Source organism: Caldicellulosiruptor sp. F32 (assembly GCF_000404025.1).
GTDB lineage: Bacteria > Bacillota > Thermoanaerobacteria > Caldicellulosiruptorales > Caldicellulosiruptoraceae > Caldicellulosiruptor > Caldicellulosiruptor saccharolyticus.
This window is the reverse complement of the sequence record NZ_APGP01000044.1, coordinates 29,777-55,715: the sequence shown is the minus strand read 5'-3', so window position 1 is coordinate 55,715 and position 25,939 is coordinate 29,777. Positions and strand designations below refer to the sequence as shown.

The 25,939-nt window shown below is 36.8% G+C and carries 24 protein-coding genes and 1 pseudogene; 21 read left to right on the top strand and 4 right to left on the bottom strand.

From position 1 onward, the window contains the following. The first annotated feature begins 3 nt into the window (after positions 1 to 3). From H964_RS04435 to tnpB, 8 genes and pseudogenes are all read left to right on the top strand, one after another. The gene (locus H964_RS04435; RefSeq protein ID WP_083931443.1) at positions 4 to 471 is read left to right on the top strand and encodes a 4Fe-4S dicluster domain-containing protein; all 468 of its coding nucleotides are present in this window, start codon (positions 4 to 6) and stop codon (positions 469 to 471) included. A gap of 21 nt (positions 472 to 492) precedes the next feature. Continuing rightward, the gene (locus tag H964_RS04430) at positions 493 to 1,761 is read left to right on the top strand and encodes an NAD(P)/FAD-dependent oxidoreductase (protein ID WP_039765027.1); all 1,269 of its coding nucleotides are present in this window, start codon (positions 493 to 495) and stop codon (positions 1,759 to 1,761) included. Between the two features lies 1 nt (position 1,762). Beyond that, a complete protein-coding gene (locus tag H964_RS04425; protein WP_039765025.1) occupies positions 1,763 to 2,518 on the top strand; it encodes a hypothetical protein in 756 nt (251 codons plus the stop codon). Positions 2,519 to 2,632: 114 nt separating this feature from the next. Beyond that, positions 2,633 to 3,094, top strand: coding sequence for an HD domain-containing protein (locus tag H964_RS04420; RefSeq protein WP_083931447.1), 462 nt, complete (start codon positions 2,633 to 2,635; stop codon positions 3,092 to 3,094). A 242-nt stretch (positions 3,095 to 3,336) separates the two neighbouring features. Continuing rightward, positions 3,337 to 3,525 carry a response regulator transcription factor gene (locus H964_RS12665; RefSeq protein WP_202804050.1) on the top strand — a complete coding sequence of 63 codons (189 nt, stop codon included), beginning with the start codon at positions 3,337 to 3,339 and terminating at the stop codon, positions 3,523 to 3,525. Continuing rightward, positions 3,519 to 3,680 carry a response regulator transcription factor gene (locus tag H964_RS13305; protein ID WP_083931441.1) on the top strand — a complete coding sequence of 54 codons (162 nt, stop codon included), beginning with the start codon at positions 3,519 to 3,521 and terminating at the stop codon, positions 3,678 to 3,680. Before H964_RS12665 ends, H964_RS13305 begins: the two co-directional genes overlap by 7 nt. A gap of 190 nt (positions 3,681 to 3,870) precedes the next feature. Further along, positions 3,871 to 4,175 (top strand): annotated as a pseudogene (locus H964_RS04410) (transposase). Next, positions 4,172 to 5,350, top strand: coding sequence for an IS200/IS605 family element RNA-guided endonuclease TnpB (gene tnpB, locus H964_RS04405; RefSeq protein WP_039765017.1), 1,179 nt, complete (start codon positions 4,172 to 4,174; stop codon positions 5,348 to 5,350). The pseudogene H964_RS04410 and the gene tnpB overlap by 4 nt, the downstream one beginning before the upstream one ends. Before the next feature lie 125 nt (positions 5,351 to 5,475). Here tnpB and H964_RS04400 read toward each other — a convergent pair whose 3' ends face one another. After that, the gene (locus H964_RS04400) at positions 5,476 to 6,105 is read right to left on the bottom strand and encodes a hypothetical protein (protein WP_237738193.1); all 630 of its coding nucleotides are present in this window, start codon (positions 6,103 to 6,105) and stop codon (positions 5,476 to 5,478) included. 306 nt (positions 6,106 to 6,411) lie between these two features. On the opposite strand from H964_RS04400, the gene H964_RS04395 reads away from it, so the two are divergent. The 12 genes from H964_RS04395 to H964_RS04340 all read left to right on the top strand — a co-directional run bounded on the left by H964_RS04395 (position 6,412) and on the right by H964_RS04340 (position 22,061). Next, positions 6,412 to 8,724 (top strand): glycoside hydrolase family 3 N-terminal domain-containing protein, encoded by a 2,313-nt coding sequence (locus H964_RS04395; protein WP_039765014.1) that lies wholly within the window; start codon positions 6,412 to 6,414, stop codon positions 8,722 to 8,724. A 183-nt stretch (positions 8,725 to 8,907) separates the two neighbouring features. Then, positions 8,908 to 9,606, top strand: coding sequence for a TraX family protein (locus H964_RS04390; protein WP_011916160.1), 699 nt, complete (start codon positions 8,908 to 8,910; stop codon positions 9,604 to 9,606). 132 nt (positions 9,607 to 9,738) lie between these two features. After that, the gene (gene dusB, locus H964_RS04385; protein ID WP_039765012.1) at positions 9,739 to 10,725 is read left to right on the top strand and encodes a tRNA dihydrouridine synthase DusB; all 987 of its coding nucleotides are present in this window, start codon (positions 9,739 to 9,741) and stop codon (positions 10,723 to 10,725) included. A gap of 42 nt (positions 10,726 to 10,767) precedes the next feature. Further along, positions 10,768 to 13,788 (top strand): S-layer homology domain-containing protein, encoded by a 3,021-nt coding sequence (locus tag H964_RS04380; protein ID WP_442855712.1) that lies wholly within the window; start codon positions 10,768 to 10,770, stop codon positions 13,786 to 13,788. 57 nt (positions 13,789 to 13,845) lie between these two features. Continuing rightward, complete coding sequence (locus tag H964_RS04375; protein ID WP_442855713.1) at positions 13,846 to 15,285, top strand: S-layer homology domain-containing protein; 1,440 nt, start codon at positions 13,846 to 13,848, stop codon at positions 15,283 to 15,285. 44 nt (positions 15,286 to 15,329) lie between these two features. Continuing rightward, on the top strand, positions 15,330 to 16,748 hold the full coding sequence (locus tag H964_RS04370) for a S41 family peptidase (RefSeq protein ID WP_039765005.1): 1,419 nt from the start codon (positions 15,330 to 15,332) through the stop codon (positions 16,746 to 16,748). A 156-nt stretch (positions 16,749 to 16,904) separates the two neighbouring features. Next, on the top strand, positions 16,905 to 17,924 hold the full coding sequence (locus tag H964_RS04365) for a rod shape-determining protein (protein ID WP_039765003.1): 1,020 nt from the start codon (positions 16,905 to 16,907) through the stop codon (positions 17,922 to 17,924). A gap of 19 nt (positions 17,925 to 17,943) precedes the next feature. Then, positions 17,944 to 18,717: a flagellar basal-body rod protein FlgF gene (flgF, locus tag H964_RS04360; RefSeq protein ID WP_039765000.1), complete on the top strand. Its 774-nt coding sequence runs from the start codon at positions 17,944 to 17,946 to the stop codon at positions 18,715 to 18,717. A 55-nt stretch (positions 18,718 to 18,772) separates the two neighbouring features. Further along, entirely contained in the window at positions 18,773 to 19,576 is an 804-nt protein-coding gene (flgG, locus tag H964_RS04355) for a flagellar basal-body rod protein FlgG (RefSeq protein ID WP_039764998.1), read from the top strand. A gap of 24 nt (positions 19,577 to 19,600) precedes the next feature. Beyond that, on the top strand, positions 19,601 to 19,951 hold the full coding sequence (locus H964_RS04350; RefSeq protein ID WP_039764995.1) for a rod-binding protein: 351 nt from the start codon (positions 19,601 to 19,603) through the stop codon (positions 19,949 to 19,951). Positions 19,952 to 20,141: 190 nt separating this feature from the next. Next, positions 20,142 to 20,957, top strand: coding sequence for a sugar phosphate isomerase/epimerase family protein (locus tag H964_RS04345; RefSeq protein ID WP_039764993.1), 816 nt, complete (start codon positions 20,142 to 20,144; stop codon positions 20,955 to 20,957). A 3-nt stretch (positions 20,958 to 20,960) separates the two neighbouring features. Beyond that, complete coding sequence (locus H964_RS04340) at positions 20,961 to 22,061, top strand: Gfo/Idh/MocA family protein (protein ID WP_039764990.1); 1,101 nt, start codon at positions 20,961 to 20,963, stop codon at positions 22,059 to 22,061. Positions 22,062 to 22,137: 76 nt separating this feature from the next. Here H964_RS04340 and H964_RS04335 read toward each other — a convergent pair whose 3' ends face one another. Next, positions 22,138 to 22,905: a sugar phosphate isomerase/epimerase family protein gene (locus H964_RS04335; protein ID WP_039764988.1), complete on the bottom strand. Its 768-nt coding sequence runs from the start codon at positions 22,903 to 22,905 to the stop codon at positions 22,138 to 22,140. A gap of 197 nt (positions 22,906 to 23,102) precedes the next feature. Next, entirely contained in the window at positions 23,103 to 23,252 is a 150-nt protein-coding gene (locus H964_RS12485) for a hypothetical protein (protein WP_162151433.1), read from the bottom strand. A 143-nt stretch (positions 23,253 to 23,395) separates the two neighbouring features. Here H964_RS12485 and H964_RS04330 point away from each other — a divergent pair, with 143 nt between their 5' ends. Beyond that, positions 23,396 to 24,346: an AEC family transporter gene (locus tag H964_RS04330; RefSeq protein ID WP_083931445.1), complete on the top strand. Its 951-nt coding sequence runs from the start codon at positions 23,396 to 23,398 to the stop codon at positions 24,344 to 24,346. On the opposite strand, the gene H964_RS04325 is transcribed toward H964_RS04330, so the two are convergent. Further along, positions 24,339 to 25,571 carry an MFS transporter gene (locus H964_RS04325; protein ID WP_039764985.1) on the bottom strand — a complete coding sequence of 411 codons (1,233 nt, stop codon included), beginning with the start codon at positions 25,569 to 25,571 and terminating at the stop codon, positions 24,339 to 24,341. The two genes, H964_RS04330 and H964_RS04325, sit on opposite strands and share 8 nt — an antisense overlap. Positions 25,572 to 25,939: the final 368 nt, after the last annotated feature.

The window sequence follows — 25,939 nt, the reverse complement described above, 5'->3', positions numbered from 1 at the left end:
AAGGTGGCAAAGAAGATATTTCCAAAAGAAGAGGTGTGTGTGGGCTGCCATTTGTGCGAGGTCTACTGTGTGTATGCCCATTCTAAATACAAAAAGCCAACTGTGAAGGCCCATGAGCTTATAAAACTTTACAACAAACATAGGGATTCAAAACCAACTCCAAGGATTTTAGTTGAGGAAAAAAGTGGTGAGTGGACAACCTTTGCACTGCAATGCAGACATTGCGACGATGCCCCCTGCACTAAAGCTTGTATCACAGGTGCTATGAAAAAGCTTGAAGACGGAAGAGTCATCTGCGATGAGGAAAAGTGTGTCGGCTGCTGGTCGTGTATAATGGCATGTCCGCACGGGGCAGTAAGGCGTGGGGAGAACAAAAAAGCAGCATCCAAGTGTGATTTGTGCTTAGAACTTGGCGAGCCTGCGTGCGTGAAGAACTGCCCGAACGAGGCACTTGTAATCAAAGAGGTGTAAAAAAGGGGGAAATGAAGCAAGATGAGATATGTTATAATAGGAAACTCTGTTGCAGCCTGTGGCTGTATTGAGGCGATAAGAAAAGTAGATCTCCAAAACCCTATTGTTGTAATCTCAGATGAAAAGTACAGGGTGTATTCAAGACCACTTATTTCATACTATCTTGGTGGGAAAGTTGACGAGAACAAGATGTATATAAGGGATGAGGATTATTACGAAAAGAACAAGGTAGAAGCAATCCTTGGCAAAAGAGCAGTCTCAGTTGACTTCAAAAACAAAGAGGTTGTGCTTGATGATGGAAGTAAAGTAAAATACGATAAGCTCCTTATTGCAACAGGTGGGAAGCCTTTTGTGCCACTTACAAAAGGATTTGAGCTAAAAAATGTCTTTACATTTATCAAGTTTGACGATGTAAAGGCCATAGATGTGGCTATCAAGAATGGTGCAAAAAAGGCAACAGTTATTGGTGCGGGACTTTCTGGTCTTAAAGCAGCAGAGGCGCTTATCAAAAGGGGCTTAGAGGTTACAGTTGTTGAGCTTGCAAACAGGATTTTGGGCTCTATCTTGGATTTAGAGGCATCAAAGATAGTTCAGGATGAACTGGAAAAACACGGGATTGTTTTTAAGCTTGAAACATCTGTTGATGAGATAATTGGGGATGGCAAGGTTGAAAAAGTAAAGCTGAAAAATGGTGAGGTTTTAGATACCGACATAGTTGTGTTTGCCATAGGTGTTGTTCCAAACATTGACTTTTTGAAAGGGACAGAGCTCAAAATCAACCGTGGAATTGTTGTAGATGATCATATGAGGACAAACATTGAAGATGTATATGCAGCAGGTGACTGCGCAGAGGGGTATGACTGCGTCTATCAGCAGCAAAGAGTAATTCCTATTTGGCCAAATGCGTACAATCAGGGCGAGACTGCAGGTTATAATATGGCAGGAGTTGAAAAGACATTTGACAGAGGCTTTCCAATGAACTCTATAGGATTTTTTGATGTGCATATGATAACAGCAGGAATTGTCATGCCAAACTCAGATGATATAGAGGTTCTTGTAAAGCATGATAAAGAAAAAAATAGCTATAGAAAGATTTACATCAAAAACGGTCGTGTTTTAGGGTTTATGTTTATAAACTCAATTGACAGAGCTGGTATGATAACAAACATGATAAAAGAGGGCTTAAATGTTGAGAGCATAAAGCACAGACTCCTTGACGATGATTTTGGATACTTAGATTTGCCAAAAGAGCTGAGGCAAGAGAAGATTTTAGGGGGTGCAAAAGCTTAAAATGGCAGATAAAGGTAAACTTACAATAGATGCAAAGGGTATACACTACAAAGAACTCAATGAGATGATTGAAAATGCCCTAAATGAGGGGTATAAACAGATAGATTTGATAAACGTAAACGGTCAACGCTATATAGGTGATGGGCTAACTTTCCCAGACAGAAAACTTAACATCTATGGCACCCCTGGCAATGATATGGCAGCCTTTATGAACGGGCTTACAATAGAGGTTTTTGCAAACGGTCAAGACGGTATTGGCAATACTATGAACGCAGGCAAAATCATAGTTCATGGCTCAGCAGGGGATATTATAGGCTATGGTATGCGCGGTGGTGAGATATTTATTAAAGGCGATGTTGGATACAGAGTTGGAATTCACATGAAAGAGTATATGGACAAAGTGCCTGTACTTGTTGTTGGTGGCAAGGCGGGAGATTTTTTGGGTGAGTACATGGCAGGTGGAAGGATTATTGTACTTGGCCTTACTTTAAAGGAAGATGAGGAGATAACAGGGCTTTATTGTGGAACTGGTATGCACGGCGGAGTCATGTATTTAAGAGGCCAGCTTCAGCCGTATCAGCTGGGAAAAGAAGTGAAGATAGTTGATATGGAGGAAGAAGATTACAAGTTTATAGACAAGTACGTAACAGAGTTTGTAAAATACTTTGGCTACAGCAAAGAATTTATAATGTCAAAGCCGTTTTATAAGCTAATTCCATACAACAAGCGTCCTTACGGAAAGCTCTATGCTTATTAATAAAAAATTTTTTAGGTGGCCAGTGGTAATTTTGTTTTTGCCATTGGCCGCTTTATATTATTTTTCTCAAAAGAGGGGGTTTTGCTTTTGGATATTGAAAAGATTTTATTTGAAATGATAAAATACTTTAAAACGGACGTGCGAAGAATAAACCATGCAATAAAGGTATTATCATTTGCAAGGCTGATTGGCAAAATGGAAGGGTTAGATGATAGTAAACAGCAGATTTTAGAGATAGCAGCTATACTTCATGACATTGGTATAAAGGTTTGTGAACAAAAGTATGGTTCTACTGCTGGGCATCTTCAAGAAATAGAAGGACCAGAGGTTGCAAAAAGTATTTTAGATGGCTTTGATATAGACCAAAAAACATTAGAAAGAATTCTTTTTTTAATTGGCAATCATCATTCCTATCACAAGATAGATGATATAGATTTTCAGATTTTAGTAGAGGCTGATTTTATTGTAAATATCTACGAAGATGAGATGTCAAAAGAGGCTATAAAGCAGGTCAAGGAAAAATACTTTAAGACAAAAACAGGCACAGCACTTCTTAAAACTATGTTTGAGGTGTGAGGGGAAAGCTTTAAAGCAGTAGTTTGGCAGCACGGTCAACAACAAAAGTGTGTGTTGACGTTGAAGAAAATAGAAAATGTTGTACTGATGAAAGAAAGATATTTTTTGCCCTTTAGTGGGGTTGTTTCTTTTAGGGCGTATATGTCCTTTCAAGCAAAGTGTATATAAATTTCCTGAGGGTGATAATTTTACAACATTCAAAAGTGATGAGTTTATCAAACAAGCATTTTCTTGCGGTGCAGATGGATATTATATACCAACCAAAAAGTAGCTCTTCTGAAAACTTAGCAGAGTCAATCAATGCAATTTTACAAAGCAGGCTTATGCTTGACAAAGAGATTGCAAAGGTCTTGCCACCTTTTTTAAGTGAAAAAAGCAAGAAGTCCTGCTTAGAAAAGTTTGATTTAACTGATAGGGAAAAGAGATTATAAAGCTTGTTACAGAAGGCTTTCCAAATAAGGAAATAGCAAAAGCCCTCTTTTTAACAGAGGGCACAGTGAGAAATTACATGTCGGTTATGTTAGAAAAATTAAACTTGGAGAACAGAACTCAGCTTGCAGTGCTTTATTATAAAAATCTTAAATAGAGCTCGCGTAATTTCTAAGAGGTTAATTCTTTTACCTCAATATTGATAAGGTTAACGCCTGTCTACTTGTGTCTTCAGACATGAGTAAAGGCGTTATCATTATGTAATTGCAATATTAGATAAAACTACAATAGATGCTTGTTAATCTCCTTTGCATATATTATAATATATGCAAAGGAAATGACACAAAATGGCAGCAGTTCACCATGGAAGGGGATATGTATATTCCATTCAGTACCATATAGTTTGGTGTGTAAAATACAGTCATAAAATTCTGCAGGGAGAAATAGATACAAAATTAAAAGAAATACTTTTTGAGATAGCAAAAGAACAGGGGTTTGAAATAATAGCAATGGAAACAAATCAGGGCCATAAACTAAACTCTGGGGCGGACATTTATGGAATCCTTCATACTTTGTTGCAACAGTGAGTGAAAATACTGAAGAGCAAATAAGAGAGTATATTAATTCTCAAAAGGAGAAGTATTTCAAATGATAATCACATACAGATACAGGCTATACCCCACGAAAGAACAGGAAAGACAACTGAAGAAAACCTTTGGTTGTGTCAGATTTATATGGAATTATTTTCTTGCGTACCAGAAAGAAGTTTATCAAGAACAGAAGAAATCACCAAATGCTTTTACATGGATAAGACAACTGCAGCAACATCTCAAAAGAGAGTATCCATGGCTTAAGGAAGTGGACAAGTTTGCACTTGAAAACGAAATTAAGAATCTTGAACAAGCATTTAAAAGATTTTTCAGAATACAAGCTAAATATCCAAAGTTTAAGAGAAAGAAATCGCACTACTTTTCATACACAACGAACTTCACAAACAACAATATTCAAGTGGACTTTGGGAGATTAGCTAACAATACCAAACTAAACCGCTGCTGGGGTAGAATAAAACTTCCCAAACTCGGCTGGGTAAAAGCAAGAATTCACAGAACTTTTGACGGCAAAATTAAAACAGCAACTATAAAACTGTTCCCAACCGGGAAGTATTATGTATCTATAACGATAGAACAGGACAAAATAGAAAACCCGAAGATAAATGAGACACCACCAAACTTTGCGATTGCTTTAGACCTTGGAGTCAAAGACTTCTTTGTAGACAGCAGTGGCAGACATGTCGAAAATCCTAAAATCCTTGCAAAGTACGAAAGAAAAATAAAAAAAGTACAGAGAGAACTTTCGAGAAAGAAGGTTGGTAGCAATAACTTTGAGAAAACAAGAAAGAAACTTGCAAAACTGTATGAAAAGGTAGCAAATATCAGGATAGATTTTCTGCACAAATGGTCTTCACAGATTATTTGCGAAAACCAAGCAATAATTTGTGAAGACTTAAAAGTAAAAAATCTTGTGAGGCATCATCATTTGGCAAAGAGTATTATGGATGTATCATGGTCAAAATTTGTGGAGATGCTGGAATACAAATCGAAGAGGTATAACAGGATATTTCTAAAGGTACCATCAAATTTTCCCTCATCCCAGATTTGCAGCAATTGTGGATATAGAAATGAAGCGCTAAAGGACTTAAAAATAAGGACATGGCAATGTCCAGGTTGTGGAGTAGTACATGATAGGGATGAGAACGCAGCCAGAAACATACTGAAGCAGGGGTTGTTACAACTGGGTATTACTGTAGCTGTCGAGAATAGCAGGTAGGGCTGGGGCGGTCCGAGCCAATTCAAGGCAATGTCTGTGGAGACTGGACCTCTACTGCTGGGGTATCCCCAGTAGCAAGCCCGGTCAATGAAGCAGGAAGCCCGCGACTTCAGTCGTGGGTGGCTTCACGAATATTTAGGATTTAGAATCTTTAATCTTTCAAGGGAGTACGACTTTAGATACTCTTTCATTATACCTTCAAAATATTTAGCAGGTATTTGGACCTTGACCTTGTACACAGGGATTTTTGTGTTGCGAATATTCAGATAAGTTTCGTTAATTACTGTTTTTTGTTTTAAAACAAGCTCATAAATCTTTTTTTCTCTTTTTTCAAAAACTGGATTTATCTCAGACAGCCCCGAAGAAGCAAAAAATAACTTATACATCTGGCTATTTTCTGGAACTTCACAGAAAATAAGAGAGTCTGCTGGACTTTTAATGTAAAGCTTTTTATCCTTAACAAAATATATAGTATCATCTGTTTGAGAAATGATATAGATTTGATTGTTTTTCCTATCTAAAATCAGTTCTTCCTGATAGCTCAATAGTCCAAGTTCATAGTTTTCGGGATTTATTACGGTTTTTTGTTTATACCTTATTTTGGAGGCTTTATTTAAATTATCTAAAGCATCTCTTAAAGAAACATTAGGTACTGTTGTTTTAGTCTGGGCAATTACAATAGAAGCTTGATACGAAATTGTTAAAAGGCAAATTGAAAGAAGAATGGATAATACTGAGGCAATTTTCTTTCTCATGGTTAATTTCCTCCCTTACGTAGATAATTTGTAAATTTTCTCAAAGAATTATAACATCCAGTAGAAAATAATTCAATTCCTATTTTTGCATGTCAATTTCTTATTGAAGTTGTTTACTAGAACTGATATAATAAATATGCACACATTGTAGAGTGTGATAATGTAACTTTTAAAAAGTTACATTTAATTTTTAATTTATTTGAAACCGTTTTCTAAATTCAATTTTGTTTGATTTTATTTGGTATCTACCCCCAGCACATTTTTTTAAACCTTTTAAAATCCAAAAAATTGGAGGTGTTTTAAAAAGTGTCAATTGAAAAGAAAGTGAATGATCTTTTGCAGAAGATGACAATTGAAGAAAAGGTGTATCAACTCACAAGCATTCTTATACAAGATATTTTGGAGAATGACAAATTCTCACCACAAAAAGCAAAAGAAAAGATACCACACGGAATTGGGCAGATTACAAGGCTGGCAGGTGCGAGCAATCTGTCACCACAAGAGGCAGCAAAGACTGCAAACGAGATTCAAAAGTTCTTGATTGAAAACACACGACTTGGGATTCCTGCAATGATACATGAAGAATCTTGCTCGGGCTTTATGGCGAAAGGTGCAACTGTTTTTCCACAGAGCATAGGCGTTGCCTGCACATTTGACAATGAAATTGTTGAAGAACTTGCAAAAGTGATAAGAACACAGATGAAGGCGGTAGGTGCGCATCAAGCTTTAGCACCGCTGATTGATGTTGCAAGAGATGCACGCTGGGGAAGGGTTGAAGAAACTTTTGGAGAAGACCCATACCTTGTTGCAAATATGGCAGTAAGCTATGTAAAAGGGTTGCAAGGTGATGATATAAAAGAAGGAATTGTTGCAACAGGAAAACACTTTGTTGGGTATGCAATGTCAGAAGGTGGAATGAACTGGGCACCTGTCCACATTCCAGAAAGAGAGCTGAGAGAGGTATATCTTTATCCATTTGAGGTTGCAGTAAAAGTTGCGGGCTTGAAGTCCATCATGCCTGCATATCACGAGATTGACGGGATTCCGTGCCATGCTAACAGAAAATTACTTACCGATATAGCAAGAAATGAATGGGGATTTGACGGAATATATGTTTCAGACTACAGTGGTGTGAGGAACCTCTTAGATTATCACAAGTCTGTAAAGACTTATGAAGAGGCAGCAGCACTTTCACTTTGGGCAGGGCTTGACATTGAGCTTCCAAAGATTGAATGTTTCACAGAAGAATTTATAAAAGCTTTAAAAGAAGGCAAATTTGACATGACTTTGGTTGATGCAGCAGTAAAAAGAGTTTTAGAGATGAAGTTCAGACTTGGGCTTTTTGACAATCCATATATCAAAACTGATGGTATTGTAGAGCTATTTGATAACAAAGAACAGAGACAGCTTTCAAGAAGAGTTGCACAAGAGTCTATGGTACTTTTGAAGAACGACAATTTCCTGCCACTTTCAAAGGATTCAAAGAAGATTGCAGTAATTGGTCCAAATGCAAATTCTGTGAGAAATCTTTTGGGTGACTATTCATACCCTGCTCATATAGCAACACTTGAGATGTTCTTCATCAAAGAAGACAAAGGAGTTGGCAACGAAGAAGAGTTTGTTAGAAACGTAATCAACATGAAGTCTATTTTTGAAGCGATAAAGGACAAGGTTTCAAGCAATACTGAAGTTGTGTATGCAAAAGGTTGCGATGTGAATTCACAAGATAGGTCAGGATTTGAGGAAGCAAAAAAAGCAGCAGCGGACGCAGATGCGGTAATTTTGGTTGTTGGCGACAAGGCAGGTTTAAGACTTGACTGTACATCTGGCGAGTCAAGAGACAGAGCATCTTTAAGACTGCCTGGCGTTCAAGAGGATTTAGTAAAAGAGATTGTAAGCGTAAATCCAAACACAGTTGTGGTTTTAGTAAATGGTAGACCGGTTGCACTTGACGGGATTATGGAAAATGTCAAAGCTGTGCTTGAGGCATGGTTCCCAGGTGAGGAAGGTGCAAATGCTATTGCAGATGTTCTGTTTGGGGATTACAACCCAGGTGGTAAACTTGCAATTTCATTCCCACGAGATGTTGGTCAGGTTCCAGTTTACTATGGACACAAACCATCTGGTGGAAAGTCTTGTTGGCATGGGGATTATGTTGAGATGTCAACAAAACCGCTTTTGCCATTTGGCTATGGGCTTTCATATACCACTTTTGAGTACAAAAACTTTGCTATTGAAAAAGAAAAGATTGGCATGGACGAGAGCATAAAAATATCTGTTGAAATTGAGAACACAGGAAAATACGAAGGAGACGAGATTGTACAGCTTTACACAAGAAAGGAAGAGTATTTGGTAACCAGACCTATCAAAGAGCTAAAAGGCTACAAGAGAGTTCATCTAAAACCGGGTGAGAAGAAGAATGTTGTATTTGAACTCTATCCAGACTTGTTTGCGTTCTATGACTATGATATGAACAGGGTAGTGACACCTGGAGTTGTTGAGGTTATGATAGGTGCATCATCAGAGGACATTAAGTTTACAGGAACTTTTGAAATAGTGGGAAGCAAGAAGGATGCAAAAGAGCTTAAACACTACTTTAGCAAAGTTTGGTGCGAATAATATTTGAAGTTCAAAAAAACGAGGTTGCTGCACTTTTCTGAATTAAAAGGGAGTGTGGCAGCCTCATTTTTTTATAGCAACAATTTCTTTAAGGTAGTAAACAATATTTAAAAAGGATTTTAGTCTCGTAAAGTAGAAATATACAATTAATTACCTTATTTTAATTTGAAGGGAGAGTTATTTGTGGAAAAAATAATTTCAAATTTAAATACACTACCTTTGTTTATGCTTATGTCAAAAAAGCTTACAAAATCTAAGTCCAATCTTTTAAAGCTCATTGCTGCTGCTTCTATGCTAATTGACCACATAGGTTATTTGTATTTTCCCAATAGAGTACTTTTTAGAATAGTTGGACGAATTGCATTTCCTATCTTTGCTTTTCAGGTAGCAGCTGGTTTTAAGTTTACATCAAATCCTAAGAGGTATTTAAAAAGACTTTTCATATTTGCGCTGGTTTCACAGATTCCGTTTAGTCTTATGACAGGGGACCCATACGAGCTAAATGTGATTGCAACATTTTTCTTTGCAGCTGTAGCTTTATTTTTTATTCAGAAGAGATGGTATTTTCTTGTTATAATTCCACTTGCAATCTCTTATTTTGTTCCTATGGACTATGGAATATATGGTGTTTTGTCAATTCTAATTTTTTACTTATCCTTTGATATGCCGCTTTTGCAACTGATAGGATTTTGTATCCTTACGTGGTTTGAAGTACACCTTATTGGCTGGCCTGTCCAGTTTTATTCAATAATATCTGTAGTCCTGATTTTACTAATTAGAATGCTACCAGTTGAATTTGAACTAAGGCTAAACAAATACTTTTTCTACTGGTTTTACCCTGTTCACATGCTGCTTCTTGTTGTGATAGGAAAGATGTTTTAAGATGGGAATTTTCAAAGATTTGTAATTTTGAATGTTTAAAAAATGTGATAAGATTATGATAAGTAAAGACAAATTAAAACAAGAGAGAGATTGTATTATAAAAAGCCTTTTTGAAGGGAGCAATAAGCCAGAATGCTAAACATCAAAGGAAAACTCTTCTTAGCACCAATGGCAGGGTTTACAGACAAGGTATTTAGAAGCCTTTGCAGCAGGTTTGGTGCAGATGTTACCGTAACTGAGATGGTGAGTGCAAAGGCGATCGCAATGGGAAGCCAAAAGACAAAGGAGCTAATTTCGTTTTCTGAAGATGAAAAGATAAAAGGTGTTCAAATTTTTGGAAGCGACCCACATGTAATGGCTGAAGCGGTCAAAATTATTCAAGATGAATTTGAGTACGATTTTATTGACATAAACATGGGCTGCCCTGTTCCAAAAGTTGTAAAAAGCGGTGAAGGAAGTGCGCTGATGAAAAATCCTTCTTTGGCAGCAAAGATAGTTGAAAAGGTTACCAGAGTGAGCATAAAACCTGTGTCTGTCAAGATACGAAAAGGGTTTGATGAGGAGAATATAAATGCACCAGAGTTTGCCTATATCATGCAAGAAAGTGGTGCAAGTTTTATAACAGTCCATGGCAGGACACGCACACAGATGTATTCAGGGAAGGCTGACTGGGAGATAATAAAAATGGTAAAAGAAAAGGTTAAAATTCCGGTTGTTGCCAACGGCGATATAGTGGATTTTGAGTCAGCAAAAAAAGCCTATGAAATAACAAGAGCAGATAGCATCATGATAGGAAGAGCAGCTCTTGGGAACCCTTGGGTATTTCTTCAGATAAAAGAGGGATTTGAAAACGGGCAGGTTACAACAAGAGTCTTACCTCATGAGAAAATCAAAGTTGCAATTGAATTTTTCAGGCAGCTATGCGCTGAAAAAGGCGAGAAGATGGCAGTGCTTGAGGCAAGGAAGCATCTTAGTTTTTTTGTAAAAGGGATAGAAAATGCAGCTAAAATTAGAGATAAAATCAACAGGATTGATAATGCAGAGATTTTGGTTTCGTATCTTGAACAGCTGAAGGCCGAGCTTGAACTGAAGTTAAAAAAGGTCGATAATATTTTATAGAATTTTTTTCAAAATCTTTTTTGACATAATGAAAATGAGAAGGTGGACAAGTTGAGAAGGAAAAATTCGTTTTTATCTTTATTGATAATTTTGATGTTTGCATCAAGCCTTTTTACACCTGCATGGGCTCAACAGGCTATTGAATACACAACTGTTGCCGATTATTCCAAGATGATTAAAAATACCAAGATACTACAGCTTCCTCAAAATCCGGTATCAAAAAAGGGACTTTTGTTTTTAGCAGCGCTGGGATTTCTAAATTCGACAAACAAGGAAAATATAAAACCATCTGATATACTTACAAAAGAAGAAGCACTTTCGATAATTTTAAACAGTGCAGGAAAACAGCAAGATGCTTTCTTGAGAGCAGAAAAGTTAGAATCAAAAAGAGTATCTGGCACAAAGCTTGTGGTACCATACAACTACCTTTATTTAGGATATATACAACTTGCATATGACTTGAAAGTAATTTCCAAAAAAGAGTATCAAGATGCAATGTCACAGGTACAGCCAAGTCAAAAAGACCATGAAAAGATGACAGATGATCTTATCAAAAAGAATAACGAAATTGTTTCAAGAGCTATCTATGAAGGAAGGCCATATTCATATGATGACCTGATTTTTGTAAGGTCGGCACCTGCCACACGTCAGGAAGTTGCCCGCTGGGTTGTGTTAACATTCAAAATACTGCAAAGCTACGAAAACTTAGCCAAAACCTACCCTGACTATGATAAGATTGATAGTAAGTTTTTATCTTCAATAAATACTCTTCTTAAAAACGGAAGCTTAATCGGAAGGACTGATGGTTATCTTCATCCTGATGACTATATAACATATGAGGAGCTAAGTTTCATTTTGTATAATCTTAAAGATTACATTGTAAAGGCGAACAATCTTAAAGAAATGTCTGCTGAGTTAAAAAATATTCAAAGATATTCTGATAAGACTGTGTACAACTTTGAAGACGACAATGGAAATGATATAGAAATAACTACAATTCCAGGGAAACAAGATTTTGTTGTTCTAACAGACTCTGGTGCAGGTTTGTCCTCTTCATTGCAACAAGGGGATTATATTGACCTTTATGTAAATGACAAGGGTCAGGTTATATTGGGTGAGGTTTTATCCAAAGCAGGAACAGTGACATTGAAAGGTGTCATTACGAAGATTGATGTAAAAAAGAATACAATTCAAATAAAACTGCCAGATGGCAAGGCCTATGATCTTTTAGTAAATCCCAAGGCTATAATTTACGATACAAGAGCCTCAAAAGCTGTAAATCTTTCAGATTTGTCAGTTGGAAATATTGCTGTAGTAGTTGCAAAAAAGAACAGAGCAGATAACATTGAGGTTTTGTCTTATCAAGACCAAGACATCAGCAGAGTGGAAGGTGTTATTTCTCAGATCTCAAATGACAGAATTGTTATTAACTCAAACGGGAAGCTAATGTCGTTTTTGCTATCCCCTGATACAGTTTATGTCGACAAAGGAGATTTTACAAGAGGACTTACAAAAAATGATTTTTATCAAGGAATGAGGGTTTTAGTTGGAGAGTATGGTGGGTTTGCTCAGTATATCAGCACAACCTATGATGAGAGAGCTGAGGATATAGTCGGTGGTATACTTTATGAGATTGATACAAACTTAAGTTATATTGAAGTTTACAATCAAGACGGTGTCAGAAAAAGCTACAGGTTTTCTAAAAAAATGGGACTAAAGGTTATAAAAGATGGTAAAACCACTTCACCTGACAGTCTTTCGAAGGGCGATATAGTATATCTTTATTTTAATGGCGATTTTGTGAGAAGTATCACTGCAAGATCAAATCTCCAACCAAAGATTGCTAAAATTGAAGATATCCAGAGAAATCCGATTACAAAAATGCCTGAGAAGATATATCTTAATATTAATGGCAAAGTATATGGACCTTATGAACTGAGTAGCGATGTTGAGGTTGTAAAAAGTAACTCAAAAGGAAGTCTTAAGGATTTGGTTCAAGGTCAGTATGTAAAAGTCACCGGGTCCTTTTTTGGAGCCTCAGCAAATATCAAAAAGATTGAAATATCTACAAATGATTATGTAAAGAATATCTATATTGCAAAAGCAACTACAATCGGTAATATTTTGTATTTGTCAGATATTTCTATTTTGCGAAACAACCAGTTTGAAAGGTTGTATGACTACAAGACATTTAAAATACCATCTGACGCACTGTTTATTGTAGATGGTATAAAACAAAAAAGCACACCCATTTTACAGAATTTCTCTGTAGTGGTAATTACAAAGGATAGGTTTTCGCAAGAGACTGTAGCTACAGTCTTTGCTCTTTCAAAAGGGTGGTTTTCTCAACTGCAAGGTGAAGTGACAAATGTTAAGTCAGGTACCATTACGCTATCTGGTGAGCAATTAAACTTCAACCAAAACTCATACATTGTTGAAAATGGACTTCTTTCAAATACAGCTCCAAAAGTTGGGGATGAGATTATAGCTGTATCTGATGGGAAAAACCTTGTTGTTGCAAAATACAAAGAAGCAGTTTCAAAACCTATTATAGTAAGAGGCGAAGTTTCAGAGATTAGCGAGCTTGAATATATTAAGCTTAAAAACTTTGTATACCTTGACAAACAAAATGGCTGGCAATTTGTTTCAACCCCGCTTGTGCTTTCATACGACACCCAGACAGTATACTGTGATGTATATGGCATAAATAATCCAAAGGATATTTTAGGGCTTATAAACAAAAGTGTGTATGTTATTCATGATGGAAAGTACGCAAAGTCCATTATTGATGCAAGTTTTGGTGGGTATATAGTTATAGGGACAATGGGTAAAAATGGACAAGTTTTAAATCCGCAGTACCATGATATGGTTACAAAAACCTGGAATAAGATAAACACAAGCCTTGTTTTAGATCCGGCAAATGCAATTTTGATAAATAGTTCAGGTGATATTACATCGCAGCCACCGCAGTATGGGGATGAAGTGATCTTGCTTGTGCCTCAAACCAGCTTTAACATTTCTAAAGGAGTAGTAGAGCCATCTATTGTTATAATTAATTACTAAAAAACTTTAAGGTTTTTTGAGCAGTTTTAAAAGGGGGCATAACTTTTGAAAAAAAGGATTCTTGCTTTATTAATTGTCATTGTAAGTATTTTTCTTGGTCCCATTAAAATGGCATTTTCTGAAGAAGGGTATTTAGGTTATGAAGGAGGAATATCTTCCTACAAAGAATCTGACCCGAAAAAGACTAAAATAGATTATTACGAATACACTTTTGTGACAGGCCAACCTGTTTTGCTTTCTGGAACACTTGATGCAAAAATTAGAGCTGCTGGAAAATCTGAGACAATCTCTTACTCATATGATTTGAAGGACTCAACAGGCAAGATTACAGTAAAGAGAACAGTTAGTCTCAAAGGGAGCTTGACAAAACTTCCAAATGGTAGTATAACAAAGGAGTATACGTTGAGCAGCTACAAAGAGACACTGACAGTTGGTGGGGCTGTTTATAACCTTCAAAACTATTCATTTTCAAAATCAACAGCAGTAGATACAAACCCTGCTGTGAACTTCTATCAAGGTGAGTGGAATCTTATCAAAACATATGATGGAGGTTTGAAGATTTCGATTGAAGGTGAAAACTATGGATATGATGGGTACTGGGGGAGTGGTGAATTTCAAAAAGTAAAACAGACTATTGAAACACCTTCATGGTTTGGCGTTGCAAACTTTAACATCGCACTTGTACAAAAAACGCTGTTAGAATTTAAAAAGAACGATACACCATCAAGTATCACCGGTACATATGTTCTAAAATCTAAAGTAGAGGGTAACCTTGACATAACCTATGACATGCCTACATTTACCAAAAACGGTGAGGTCTTGACAAAGCGAAACAAGGGTAAGATTCAAAAAAACATTGAGAAGTCTCCAATCATCAGAATGGCTGTTATTCCAAGCCTGCCCAAGGTAAAAGGATATGAATATGAAGAGGCGGTAAATACATGTTTTGCCTTCAATGGTTTTGACAACAAAGATGATTTTGTTCCAACAGAGTATATTACAAGAGCTCAATTTGCAAAGCTTTTACTTGACACGCTGAACATTTATAGTAACTATTACAACCCGCGAACAGTTCAGAAAAAATCAATCTACAAGGATGTTCCGCTAAATCACAAGTATTATGGGTATATATATGCAATTACAAAAGCCGGACTTATGAAAGGGAAGTCCGCTGATTATTTCAAACCTGAAGACTATATAACAAGAGCTGAAGCAGCTTTGGTAATTTCAAGAGTAATAGGTTTTGACAAAAAGATAACTCAGCCCATAACACAGACAAGCTATTTAGACGATAGCAGCATTCCCACATGGGCAAAAGATGCTGCTCAGGTTTTAAAAGACACAGGAATTATGGCAGGTACTGAAGAGAATATGTTCATGCCCCAGGAAAGGCTTACAAAAGGTGTTGCTGCTAATATCATATTTAATCTTATTAACTATCTTAGAAATGATCTTCCACAGCAGTATCTTAACATGAGCATTTTTCACACTGATTAAAAAAGAAGATAAAAACAATATATTAATGGAGGTAAAGGTGTAAAATGAGCAAAAACAAGAAACTTTTTCTCAAAATTATTGCAATTGTAATTGCATTGTCTTTATTTGTTGCAATTCCTGTATATTCTCAGTTTTTTATAATCTCAAATGACTATCCCACAGATCAGCAAATGGACTATATCAAAAAAGTGCTGCAAGTTGCCAAGGTTTATCATATTGGAAAGTACAGCTATGATGATTTGATTGACATGATGTTTGCAGGACTTTTCAAGAGCCTTGACAAGTACTCAGAATATATGAAACCACAAGAGGCTAAAGACTTTACAGAGAGTGTGAATGGGGAGTTTTCTGGAATAGGTGTTCAGATAGAAAAACAAGATGATTATATTGTGATAACTGGTGTGTTTGATGGAACGCCAGCAAAAGAGGCAGGATTAAAGGTTGGTGATAAAATCATTGCAGCAGATGGGAAATCTCTTGTTGGCAAGACAACAGATGATGCTGTAAAGCTTATTCGCGGGCAAGAGGGAACAACTGTTGTGATTGACATTTTGCGAGATGGCAAAACTTACAGATTTTCTATTGTAAGAAGAAAGATAAAGATTCCTGTTGTTGAGTACAAGGTGTTAGAAAATAATATCGGTTATATTAAACTTACACAGTTTTCACAAGGTGCGTCAAATGAAGTCAAGAGGGCTCTTGATGAGTTTGACAAAAAGGGAATTAGAAATATCATATTTGATGTACGAAACAATCCCGGTGGGCTTTTGGATGAGGTTGTAAAGATTTGTGAGTTCTTTGTACCAGAGGGACCAATTGTAACAATTGAATACAATACCTTCAAGGATGAGTATAAATCAAAGAATAAAAATCCAAAATACAAACTTGCTGTTTTGACAAATGAATCAAGTGCTTCTGCCTCTGAGATATTTGCCCAAGCTATTAAAGACAGGAAGGTTGGTGTTGTGATTGGTACAAAGACATACGGCAAAGGGACAGTCCAGACACTAATCTCGCTTCCCGAAACAGCTACTAAAAAAGGGTATATGGCAAAGGTTACAGTTGCTAAGTATAAATCACCGTCTGGGTACTATGTAGATGGCAAAGGTGTTATACCAAATATTGAGGTGCAGGATGATTCGCTTTCCCAGTTTGGACCTGACAAGATTTTGGCTTTAACAGCAACTAAGAAATACAAAAAAGGCGATATGGATTTTGAAGTACTTGCTGCTCAGCAAAGACTTTATTATTTGAGGTATTTGGGTAGCTGGACTGGAAAAATGGACGATGCGACTGTGAATGCACTCAAGAAGTTCCAAAAAGATAATAAACTTTCACCAAATGGAGTACTTGATATAACAACTCAAAAGAAGTTAAATGAAAGGTTTACGGAGTTTTTAAAGTCAAAGTATGTTGACAAGCAGCTACAAAGAGCTATTCAGTACTTTAAGCAAGGAAAGTAAAAATGGAAAGGGACCTTCTTTGGCAGAATCCTGAGAAGGTCCCTTTTTTGATTTTGAAATTTGTTAATAAAATTGATTGAAAATATCTAAATTAAAAATTAAAATATTGTTAAGGTAATATAACAAAAATAAAGAGAGGAAAGGATAGGTCTCAATATGGCATTTGGAACAGATATAGGAATCGATTTGGGAACAGCAACAGTTTTGGTGTATGTCAAGGGCAAGGGTATAGTTTTGAGAGAACCGTCTGTTGTTGCAATAGAGCAGACAAGGAAACAGATTTTAGCAGTTGGGGAAGAAGCAAGGCGAATGATAGGAAGAACTCCTGGAAACATTGTGGCGGTAAGGCCACTCAGAGATGGTGTTATATCAGACTATGAAGTGACAGAAGCAATGTTAAAGTATTTTCTTGGGAAAGTGCTTGGCAGGCGTGTATTTTTCAAGCCGAGGGTTGTTGTGTGTGTCCCATCAGATGTAACAGAGGTTGAAAAAAGGGCTGTTTTGGATGCTACATATGAAGCAGGAGCAAAGCAGACATTCTTGATTGAAGAGCCAATTGCAGCAGCAATTGGTGCAGGTCTTGATATTTCAAGGCCGATGGGATGTATGGTAATAGACATTGGTGGGGGTACAACAGACATTGCAGTAATTTCGCTTGGTGGAGCGGTTGTGAGTGAGTCAATTAAAGTTGCAGGGGATAAATTTGACGAGGCAATTATCCGATATATAAGAAAGAAGCACAGTGTTGCAATTGGTGAAAGAACAGCAGAAGAACTCAAGATAAACATAGGATGTGCTTACAAAAAACCAAAGGTAGAATCTATGGAGGTCCGTGGAAGAAGCCTTCTTACTGGTCTTCCAAAGACAATTATTGTCACATCAGACGAGATGTTGCAGGCCTTAGAAGAACCAGTGTCGGCTATAATTGAAGCTGTTCACAGAGTACTTGAGAACACGCCACCTGAGCTTGCAGCTGATATTACATCGACAGGGATTGTTATGACAGGTGGGGGAAGTCTTTTATGGGGTTTGGACAAGCTGATTTCTGAAAAGACAGGTATTCCAACCAGAATTGCAGATGACCCAATTTCATGTGTTGCGCTGGGTACAGGAAAGGCGTTAGAAGCACTTGATCAACTGGAATCAAGTTTGATAAAAGACTCAAGAGTAAGGTAAAAAAAGGGGATTTTATAAAATGATTAGAGGAATTTACACATCTGCATCAGGGATGATTCTAAACCAAAAACTCATGGATTTGACTGCTAACAATATTGCAAATGTGAGTACAACTGGGTTTAAAAGAGATATTGCCCAGGTTGAAAGCTTTAGAAGGATGATGACCTACAGGATATACGATGACTCTTCAAATAGTATTGACAATGCAATTGGGTATATGTCACTCGGAGCAGACGTTTCAAGGATTGTTAGCGATTTTTCTCAGGGGCTTTACATAAAGACAGACGAACCTTTGAACTTGGCGATAAGAGGAAGTGGATTTTTTGCTGTAGAAAAAGTTGATCCTCAAACAGGTCAAGTTCAGGTTTACTATACAAGAAATGGTGCATTTACACTAAATTCAAATGGTGAGCTTGTGACACTTGAAGGTTTTCGTGTCCTTGGACAAAACGGAAGGATTGTACTGCAAAATCAGGGACAAATCAGGATTGATGAGCAGGGTAACATCTATCAAGACGGCAGATTTGTTGACCGTTTGAGACTTGTCGATTTCCAAGACAAAACTCTTTTGCGTAAAATCGGCAATAATCTTTTTGAAGCAGATGCACAAAGTCAGCAGATAGCTTTTAGTGGAAGGGTTTTACAAGGATATTTGGAAGGGTCAAATGTAAATTCTGTCCAAGAGATGGTCAATATGATAAATGTTTTGAGAGCGTATGAGGCTAACCAAAAGGCTTTTATTGCACAGGATGAGACTTTGCAGAAGGCTGTGAATGAGATTGCGAGAAAGTAGTCAAAATGTAACTTGTAAGAAGAATTAGAGAGGTAAAAGGAGGAAAGGAAATAAGATGATGAGAGCTCTTTATTCTGCTGCCCTGGGTATGAAAGCGCAGCAGACAAATGTTGATATCATATCCAACAACCTTGCAAATGTGAACACAACAGCTTTCAAAAAAGACAAAGCAGAGTTTAAAGACCTTTTGTATGAGACTTTGTCGCGAGCAGATGTTGTTGCAGGTGATGGGAAGCCTGTAAGTCTCCAAATAGGTCATGGTGTGACAATATCTGCTATCACAAAGAGCTTTTCAGAAGGTAACTTGGAGAGGACTGAAAACCCGCTTGATTTGGCAATTCAGGGGGAAGGATTTTTTGTGGTATCAACCCCTAATGGTCCAAGGTATACAAGGGATGGAAGTTTCAAGGTTTCCAACGTTGAAGGACAGATAAAACTTGTGACCTCAGATGGATATCCTGTCTTGGCAGAGGGCGACACAGAGATTGTTCTTCCGGAAACTGCAATATCAAGTATCACAATAGATGAAACAGGAAGGATAACTTACAAGGACGCAGAAGGTCAAATCCAGGATTCAGGATTTAAAATCAAGATAGTAAGGTTTATAAATCCTCAAGGACTTTTGGCAGAAGGCAAGAACTTATATAACGTCTCTGCTGCATCTGGCGACCCTGTTTCTGAAGAGGAGATAGAAGGTCCAAAGAGCAGAATACTTCAAGGATTCCTCGAGATGTCAAACGTTCAGGTTGTTGATGAGATGGTAAAGCTTATTATTGCCCAAAGAGCGTATGAGATCAATTCCAAGGCTATCCAAACAGCTGACGATATGCTCTCTATGGCAAACAACCTGAAGAGATAAAAGAATAGAGGCAGGTAGTTATCAATGAATGGGATAATGAGTTTTAATATTCAGGCAGGTTATCAGAAGTCGATAGATAATTCTGTAATAGACAGGCTTGAAAAAGCGTATTCTGAGAAAGACGAACAAAAGCTAAAAGAGGCTTGTGAGGAATTTGAAGCTGTCATGTTGTCGGCCATTTTTAAGCAGATGCAAAAGTCAATTCCCAAAGGTGGTCTTTTTCAAGAAAGTATTGCAGATGATATTTTTAACGACATGTTTGTTGACGAGGTTTCAAAAAAGGCTTCAAAACAAGGTGGAATTGGTCTTTCCAAGCTTTTGTATGATTCGATGATAAAAAAGATTGAAAATGAATATAAATTCAAAGGGGAATAAAAACAGCCGGCAATTTTGCCGGTTTATTTTTTTGCTTTGTTGAAAATTGAAACTAATAGGTGTAAAATATATTTAAAAACACACAAAAGCAAAAAATTTTTCTTAATCCCAATTTTTTAACCGTTTTCATTTTGACATTTTAGTTGGGATTTGTGCAAAATGGAATTTAAACAAGGGGGCGCAAAAGAAAGTGTATAAATTTATATTCTCAGCATTTGGAGATGAGATAGCAAGCAATTTAGATGAGCAAATAGAAGTTTTGCAAAGACATGGTATTGAATATTTAGAGTTTCGTTCTGCAAATGGCAAAAGCGTTGCTGACTATACTGAAAATGAAGCAAAGGAGGTTTTAAAAAAGTTAAAAGACAGTGGTATAAAGGTTTCAGCAATAGGGTCTCCAATCGGCAAGGTTGATGTAAACTGCGACTTTGAAAAGTATCTTGAGCTTTTCAAGCACATCGTTGAGCTTGCCCACATCCTTGAGACAAGGTACATACGCATCTTTTCGTTTTATGTTCCAGAGGGTGAAGAAGAAAAGTATACAGATGTCGTCATAGAGAGGATTTCAAAGTTTACCGAGATTGCTAAGAGAGAAAATCTTGTTCTTCTTCACGAGAACGAAAAGGAGATATATGGAAGCAATGCCGAAAGGTGTTTTAAAATCCTCTCCACAATCAACTCACCAAATTTGAGAGCAACATTTGACCCGGCAAATTTTGTTCAGTGCAAAGTAGAGGTCTATCCTCACGCATTTGAGCTTTTAAAGGATTATATTGAGTACGTGCATGTAAAAGATGCAAAATTTTCAGACGGGAGTGTCACAGTTGCAGGTGAAGGTGATGGAAGGATAAAAGACGTGATAGCTGCACTAAAGAGGAGAGGTTTTTGTGGTTTTTTGTCGATAGAGCCTCATCTTAACAATAACCTTCCTGGTGGTGGACCTGAAAACTTTGCAAAAGCTTTTAGAGCGATTAAAAAGATTATAGATGAGGAAGGAGAGGTTTAAAAAATGTCAAAGCTTAAGTTTGGCATTGTTGGCTGTGGGGTTATATCAAAGACGCATGCGACTGCTATCTCAGCTCTTTCAAGCGATGCAGAGCTTGTTGCTGTGTGCGATGTGGCAGAAGACAGAGCCAGAAAACTTGCTCAAGATTTTGGTGTAAAAAAGATATATACTGACTATGAAAAGATGCTTCTTGATCCTGAGATTGATGTTGTATCTGTCTGCACACCCTCTGGTATGCATGCTGACATGGCAGTCTTGGCAGCAGACGCAAAAAAACATGTGATTGTTGAAAAGCCAATGGATATAACGTTGTCTAAAGCTGACAAAATAATAGAAGCTCAAAACAGGAACAACGTGGTGATTTCTATAATTTCACAGCACAGGTACAGCGATTGTATGCAGCTTTTAAAAAGGCTCACAGCAGAAGGAAAGTTTGGAAACATTGTTTTAGCAACAAGCTATACTAAATGGTACAGGTCTCAGGAATATTATGACAGCGGAGATTGGCGTGGGACATGGAGCTTAGATGGTGGCGGTGCACTTATGAACCAGTCTATACACTATATAGACATGGTTCAATGGATTGTTGGAAAGGTCATAGAGGTGTATGCATATTGTGTAACCCGGGCACACAAGCGTATTGAGGTTGAAGATGGAGCTGTTGCAGCGGTCAAGTTTGAAAATGGGGCGATAGGCGAGATAGTTGGAACAACAAGTGCATATCCAGGTTTTGAAACAAGGCTTGAGATTTTTGGTGAAAATGGTTCTGCAATAGCTATTAACACCCAGCTTAAAAGTCTTTACTTCAAAGATGGGTCTGAAAAGGAGTATTTGGAGAGCTACAAAAAAGAGGAAGATGGCCCTGCTGGTGCATCTTCTGCTGCCATCAAAGAAGAAGGACATGTAAGACAGTACAGAGATGTAATAAATGCTATAAAAACCAGGACAAAACCACTTATCCCTGCTGAGGAAGGGAGACATCCTGTTGAAATAATACTTGCCATTTACCTCTCAAGCCTGAGAGGGAAACCTGTAAAGCTTCCTCTTGAAAGTGACGAGGAGGTCTTAAAGGAGATTGAAAAGATAAAAGGTAAAGGATTCTAAATAGGAAAAAAGGGGCTTGCACAGAATTTGTGCTAAAAGCCCCTTGATTGTTCTTATCTATGTTTGAAAGGTTTCTTTACTTTACATAATTTTTCGTTAAAAAATCTAAGCTGAGTCTCAAACTTTCAAAAGGACTTCTTTGACAAATATCCTGCTCAATTATATACCACTGAACACCTGCATCAATACAGGCTTCTATTATTCCATCCCAGTCTAAATTTCCAAAACCCACCTCAAACATGCCTTGCTTAAAATCTTCAAGCATTCCCATGTCTTTTAAATGAACAAGTGGAATTCGACCTTTTAGTTTTCGTATCCACTTTTCAGGACTTGCTCCAGCAAACTGAACCCAGTAAGTATCGATTTCAAACATTAATACTTCTGGGTCAGAATTTTCAATTAAAATCTCAAGCCATGTTTTACTGTCATATCTTTTAAACTCAAAACTGTGGTTGTGATAAGAAAGCGATATATTTTCTTCTTTTAACTTTTTTCCAATTTCATTGCACTCTTTTGCAAATTCAAGTGCTCCTTCAAAACTTCTAAATTTGTTTGGAGCAGAGGGGATTACAATATGATAACAGCCTAATATCTTATGCTCTTCGATTACAGATTCAATTTCATTTTTCAGCCTTTCAAAAGGGGTATGTGTTGCACAAACTGTTAATGAAAGTTCGTCAAGCATATTTTTTAATTTACAAGTATCAATCTTAGCCATGCCTGAGATTTGTACAGCTCTAAAACCAATTTCGCTAATCTTTTTTAAGGTGTTATATATATCTTCTTCAGTTTTTAAAAACTCACGCAGTGTGTAAAGCTGAGCTGCTATTTGTTCTTGCTTCATTTGAATTTAACACCACTTTTCTTTTTTATTTGTAAGATCTATTTAATTGTAGCACAAAACTTTACTCTTTAATAGCCCCAAAAAATGTTATCACGAATAGACAAAAGAACGGAGATGACCTTATTATCAAGATGTTGTAGTTTAGAAGGAAAAATTACAAAACCTTGATATTTTGTTATAAACAACTGCTGAAAAATTTAATACACCCTGCAATATTTATGCTGCTCTTTTTCTTCATCCAGGGCGGATGGTGCTGGTCTGCCAAAACACGAAAATGGCTTGTTACCAATTTTAAAATCATTCCAATCTAAAAGCCCAAAGATGTTTCCAAGACCAATAAAGCCCATGCACCGTTTTAAGACTTATGAGTTGCCCCAGTTGTCAGTATGGTGACAATCAAATATTGTCTACCAAATGAAATTTTTGATGGTATAATAATTTGAAAACTGTCCTTTTTTGCAAATAGAAGTTTTAAAGGGGGCAAAAAATGTTGTTGTATACATTTTTAAATGCCATTCAGGGAGTACTGGTAATTTTATTTGTGCTTATGCTTGGATATTTTCTTGCAAAGTACAGGTGGTTTGACTCAAAGGTATCTGACCTTTTTGCAAAGGTTGTTGTAAATGTGTCGCTGCCACTTTATATGATAGCAAACCTCACTTCAACCTTTACAAAAAGTGAACTTGAACATTCAGCAAAAGGGCTTTTGATTCCATTTTTGTCAATCCTGCTTTCTTACAGTATTGCTGTGATAATAGCAAGAGTTGCAAATGTAAAAGCTCACAGAAGGGGTCTTTTTGCAGCCATATTTTCGCTTTCAAATTCGATATTTGTAGGGCTTCCTATGTCTCTTGCGCTTTTTGGAGATGTCGCAACACCTTATACACTGCTGTATTACATGGCAAACACTACTATATGGTGGACATTGGGTGTATATGGGATTATCCGAGACAACAAAACCGAAAATCAAAAGGTTTTGAATATAGATACTCTAAAGCGCATATTTAACCCGCCTTTGATTGGATTTTTGATAGGAGTTGGTCTTGTACTTTTGCAGATAAAGCTTCCAAAATTTATATTTGACAGTTTTAAAATGGTAGGAGGGCTTACCACCCCCCTTTCCATCTTCTGTGTAGGTATAACAATGTACGAGATGGGATTTAAAAATTTCAGGTTAGATAAAGATAGCATTTTAGTATTTGCAGGAAGATTTCTTGTCACACCTTTTATCACATGGCTTCTTTCACATTTTATTCCCGTTCCTAAACTCATGCGAGATGTATTTATCATAATGTCTGCAATGCCTGTGATGGTAAATTCAGCTATAATTTCGAGGGTATATAATGGTGACTATGAATTTGCTACTGCTATGATTACATATTCCACTGTGTTTTCGGTTGTAATAATGCCGTTTTTGATGGTGCTGATTAAGATTATTTAGTTTTTTCAAGGTTCCTTTTCTTAAAGGTGGTGATAAGAACGATTGTGGTCAAACCTATAGTAACCAGACCAGATATATAAAACCCAGCCCAGGGAGAGATTTTTTGCGAAATTGTTCCTGTAAATAGATTGCCAATCGGTGTTGTTCCAGCATTGCAAAGAAAGTAAATACTCAGTACCCTTGCTCTGAAGTCATCGCTTGATGAAAGTTGCAAAAGAGCGTTTGCACTTGTGTTAAAACTTATTGCAAGAAGCCCAACAAGTACAAACAGCACACAAGCGACTGCATAGCTTTTGTTCAGACCAAGAAAAATGTAAACTATTGACACAGAAAGAATGAACTTAAAAAGTAGATTTAAATTAATCTTTTCTTTTCTTCTTGTAGCTGTCAAAAATGCGCCTATAAGTGATCCAATTCCCATCGATGACATCAAAAGCCCAAAACCTGTTTCATTTCTGCCCAGAGCAAGTTTTGCATACACAGGGATAAGAACGTTAAAATTGAGTATGAATGTGCCCATGATTAAAACAAGCGATATTGTTTTCAGAAGTACTTTGGTCTTATACACATACTTGAGCCCTTCTATCACCTCTGCAAAAACACTTTTACCATTTTCCTCTTTTTGAGGCTCTTTGGCGTCAATTAGAAATACACCTATAATAACTGGCACAAAACTTATAGCATTTGCCAAAAAACACATCTCAATTCCAACTGTTGATATTACCAAGCTTGCAATGACAGGGCCTATAATTCTTGCAAGGTTGAAAATCATAGAGTTAAGCCCAACAGCGTTTGGCAAGTCCTCTTTTCCAACGAGAGTTATCATATAAGACTGTCTTGCAGGGTTATCAAATGTTGTAACAAGACCTCTTAAAATAGCTAAAATTACTAAGTGCCAGTAGCGAACTGTGTGTGTATATGTAATCAAAAATAGAATGAAAGCAAAGAATAGAAGAAGGCTTTGAGTTAACAAAATAATTCTTCTTTTTTGCCTTTTATCAAGTATTGCCCCTGCAAAAAGCGAAATAAACATTACAGGTACTTGTTCACATGCAGTGACAATACTCAAAAGCAACGCTGAATTTGTAAGCTCTAAAGCCAGCCATTGCATTGCCATGTTCTGCATCCATGAACCAATTACCGATATTGCCTGCCCAAACCAGTAATACCTATAGTTTTTGTGCCGGAGAGCTCTGAACGGTCCAGACGTTAAAACAAGTTGCATCAATTTTCCACCTTCTTGTAGATGTTGTGAGGAATATATTTGATTCTTGTGGGTAAAAGTATCACCCTCCTTTTGATATTAAATTTTAATATAACACCTCTTAGAATTATTATAACATCTGAACTAATCACAATCAAATCAGCATTTTGAAAATAGTCAATATGTACAAATTTAATTGGATATTGTGTACAAAGGTAGTTTTTTCGAAAAAAAAGTTAAGCAGAATTCAATAGCAGTATATGTGGAAATATTGTGTTATTATGTTGAATAGTTTTGATATAGAAGATAGACAAATGTATAAAGAAAGTTTCAAGATCTGAGGCAAAAGTTAAGATTAAAAAGATATTTGAGGATTTTGTAGCACCAAT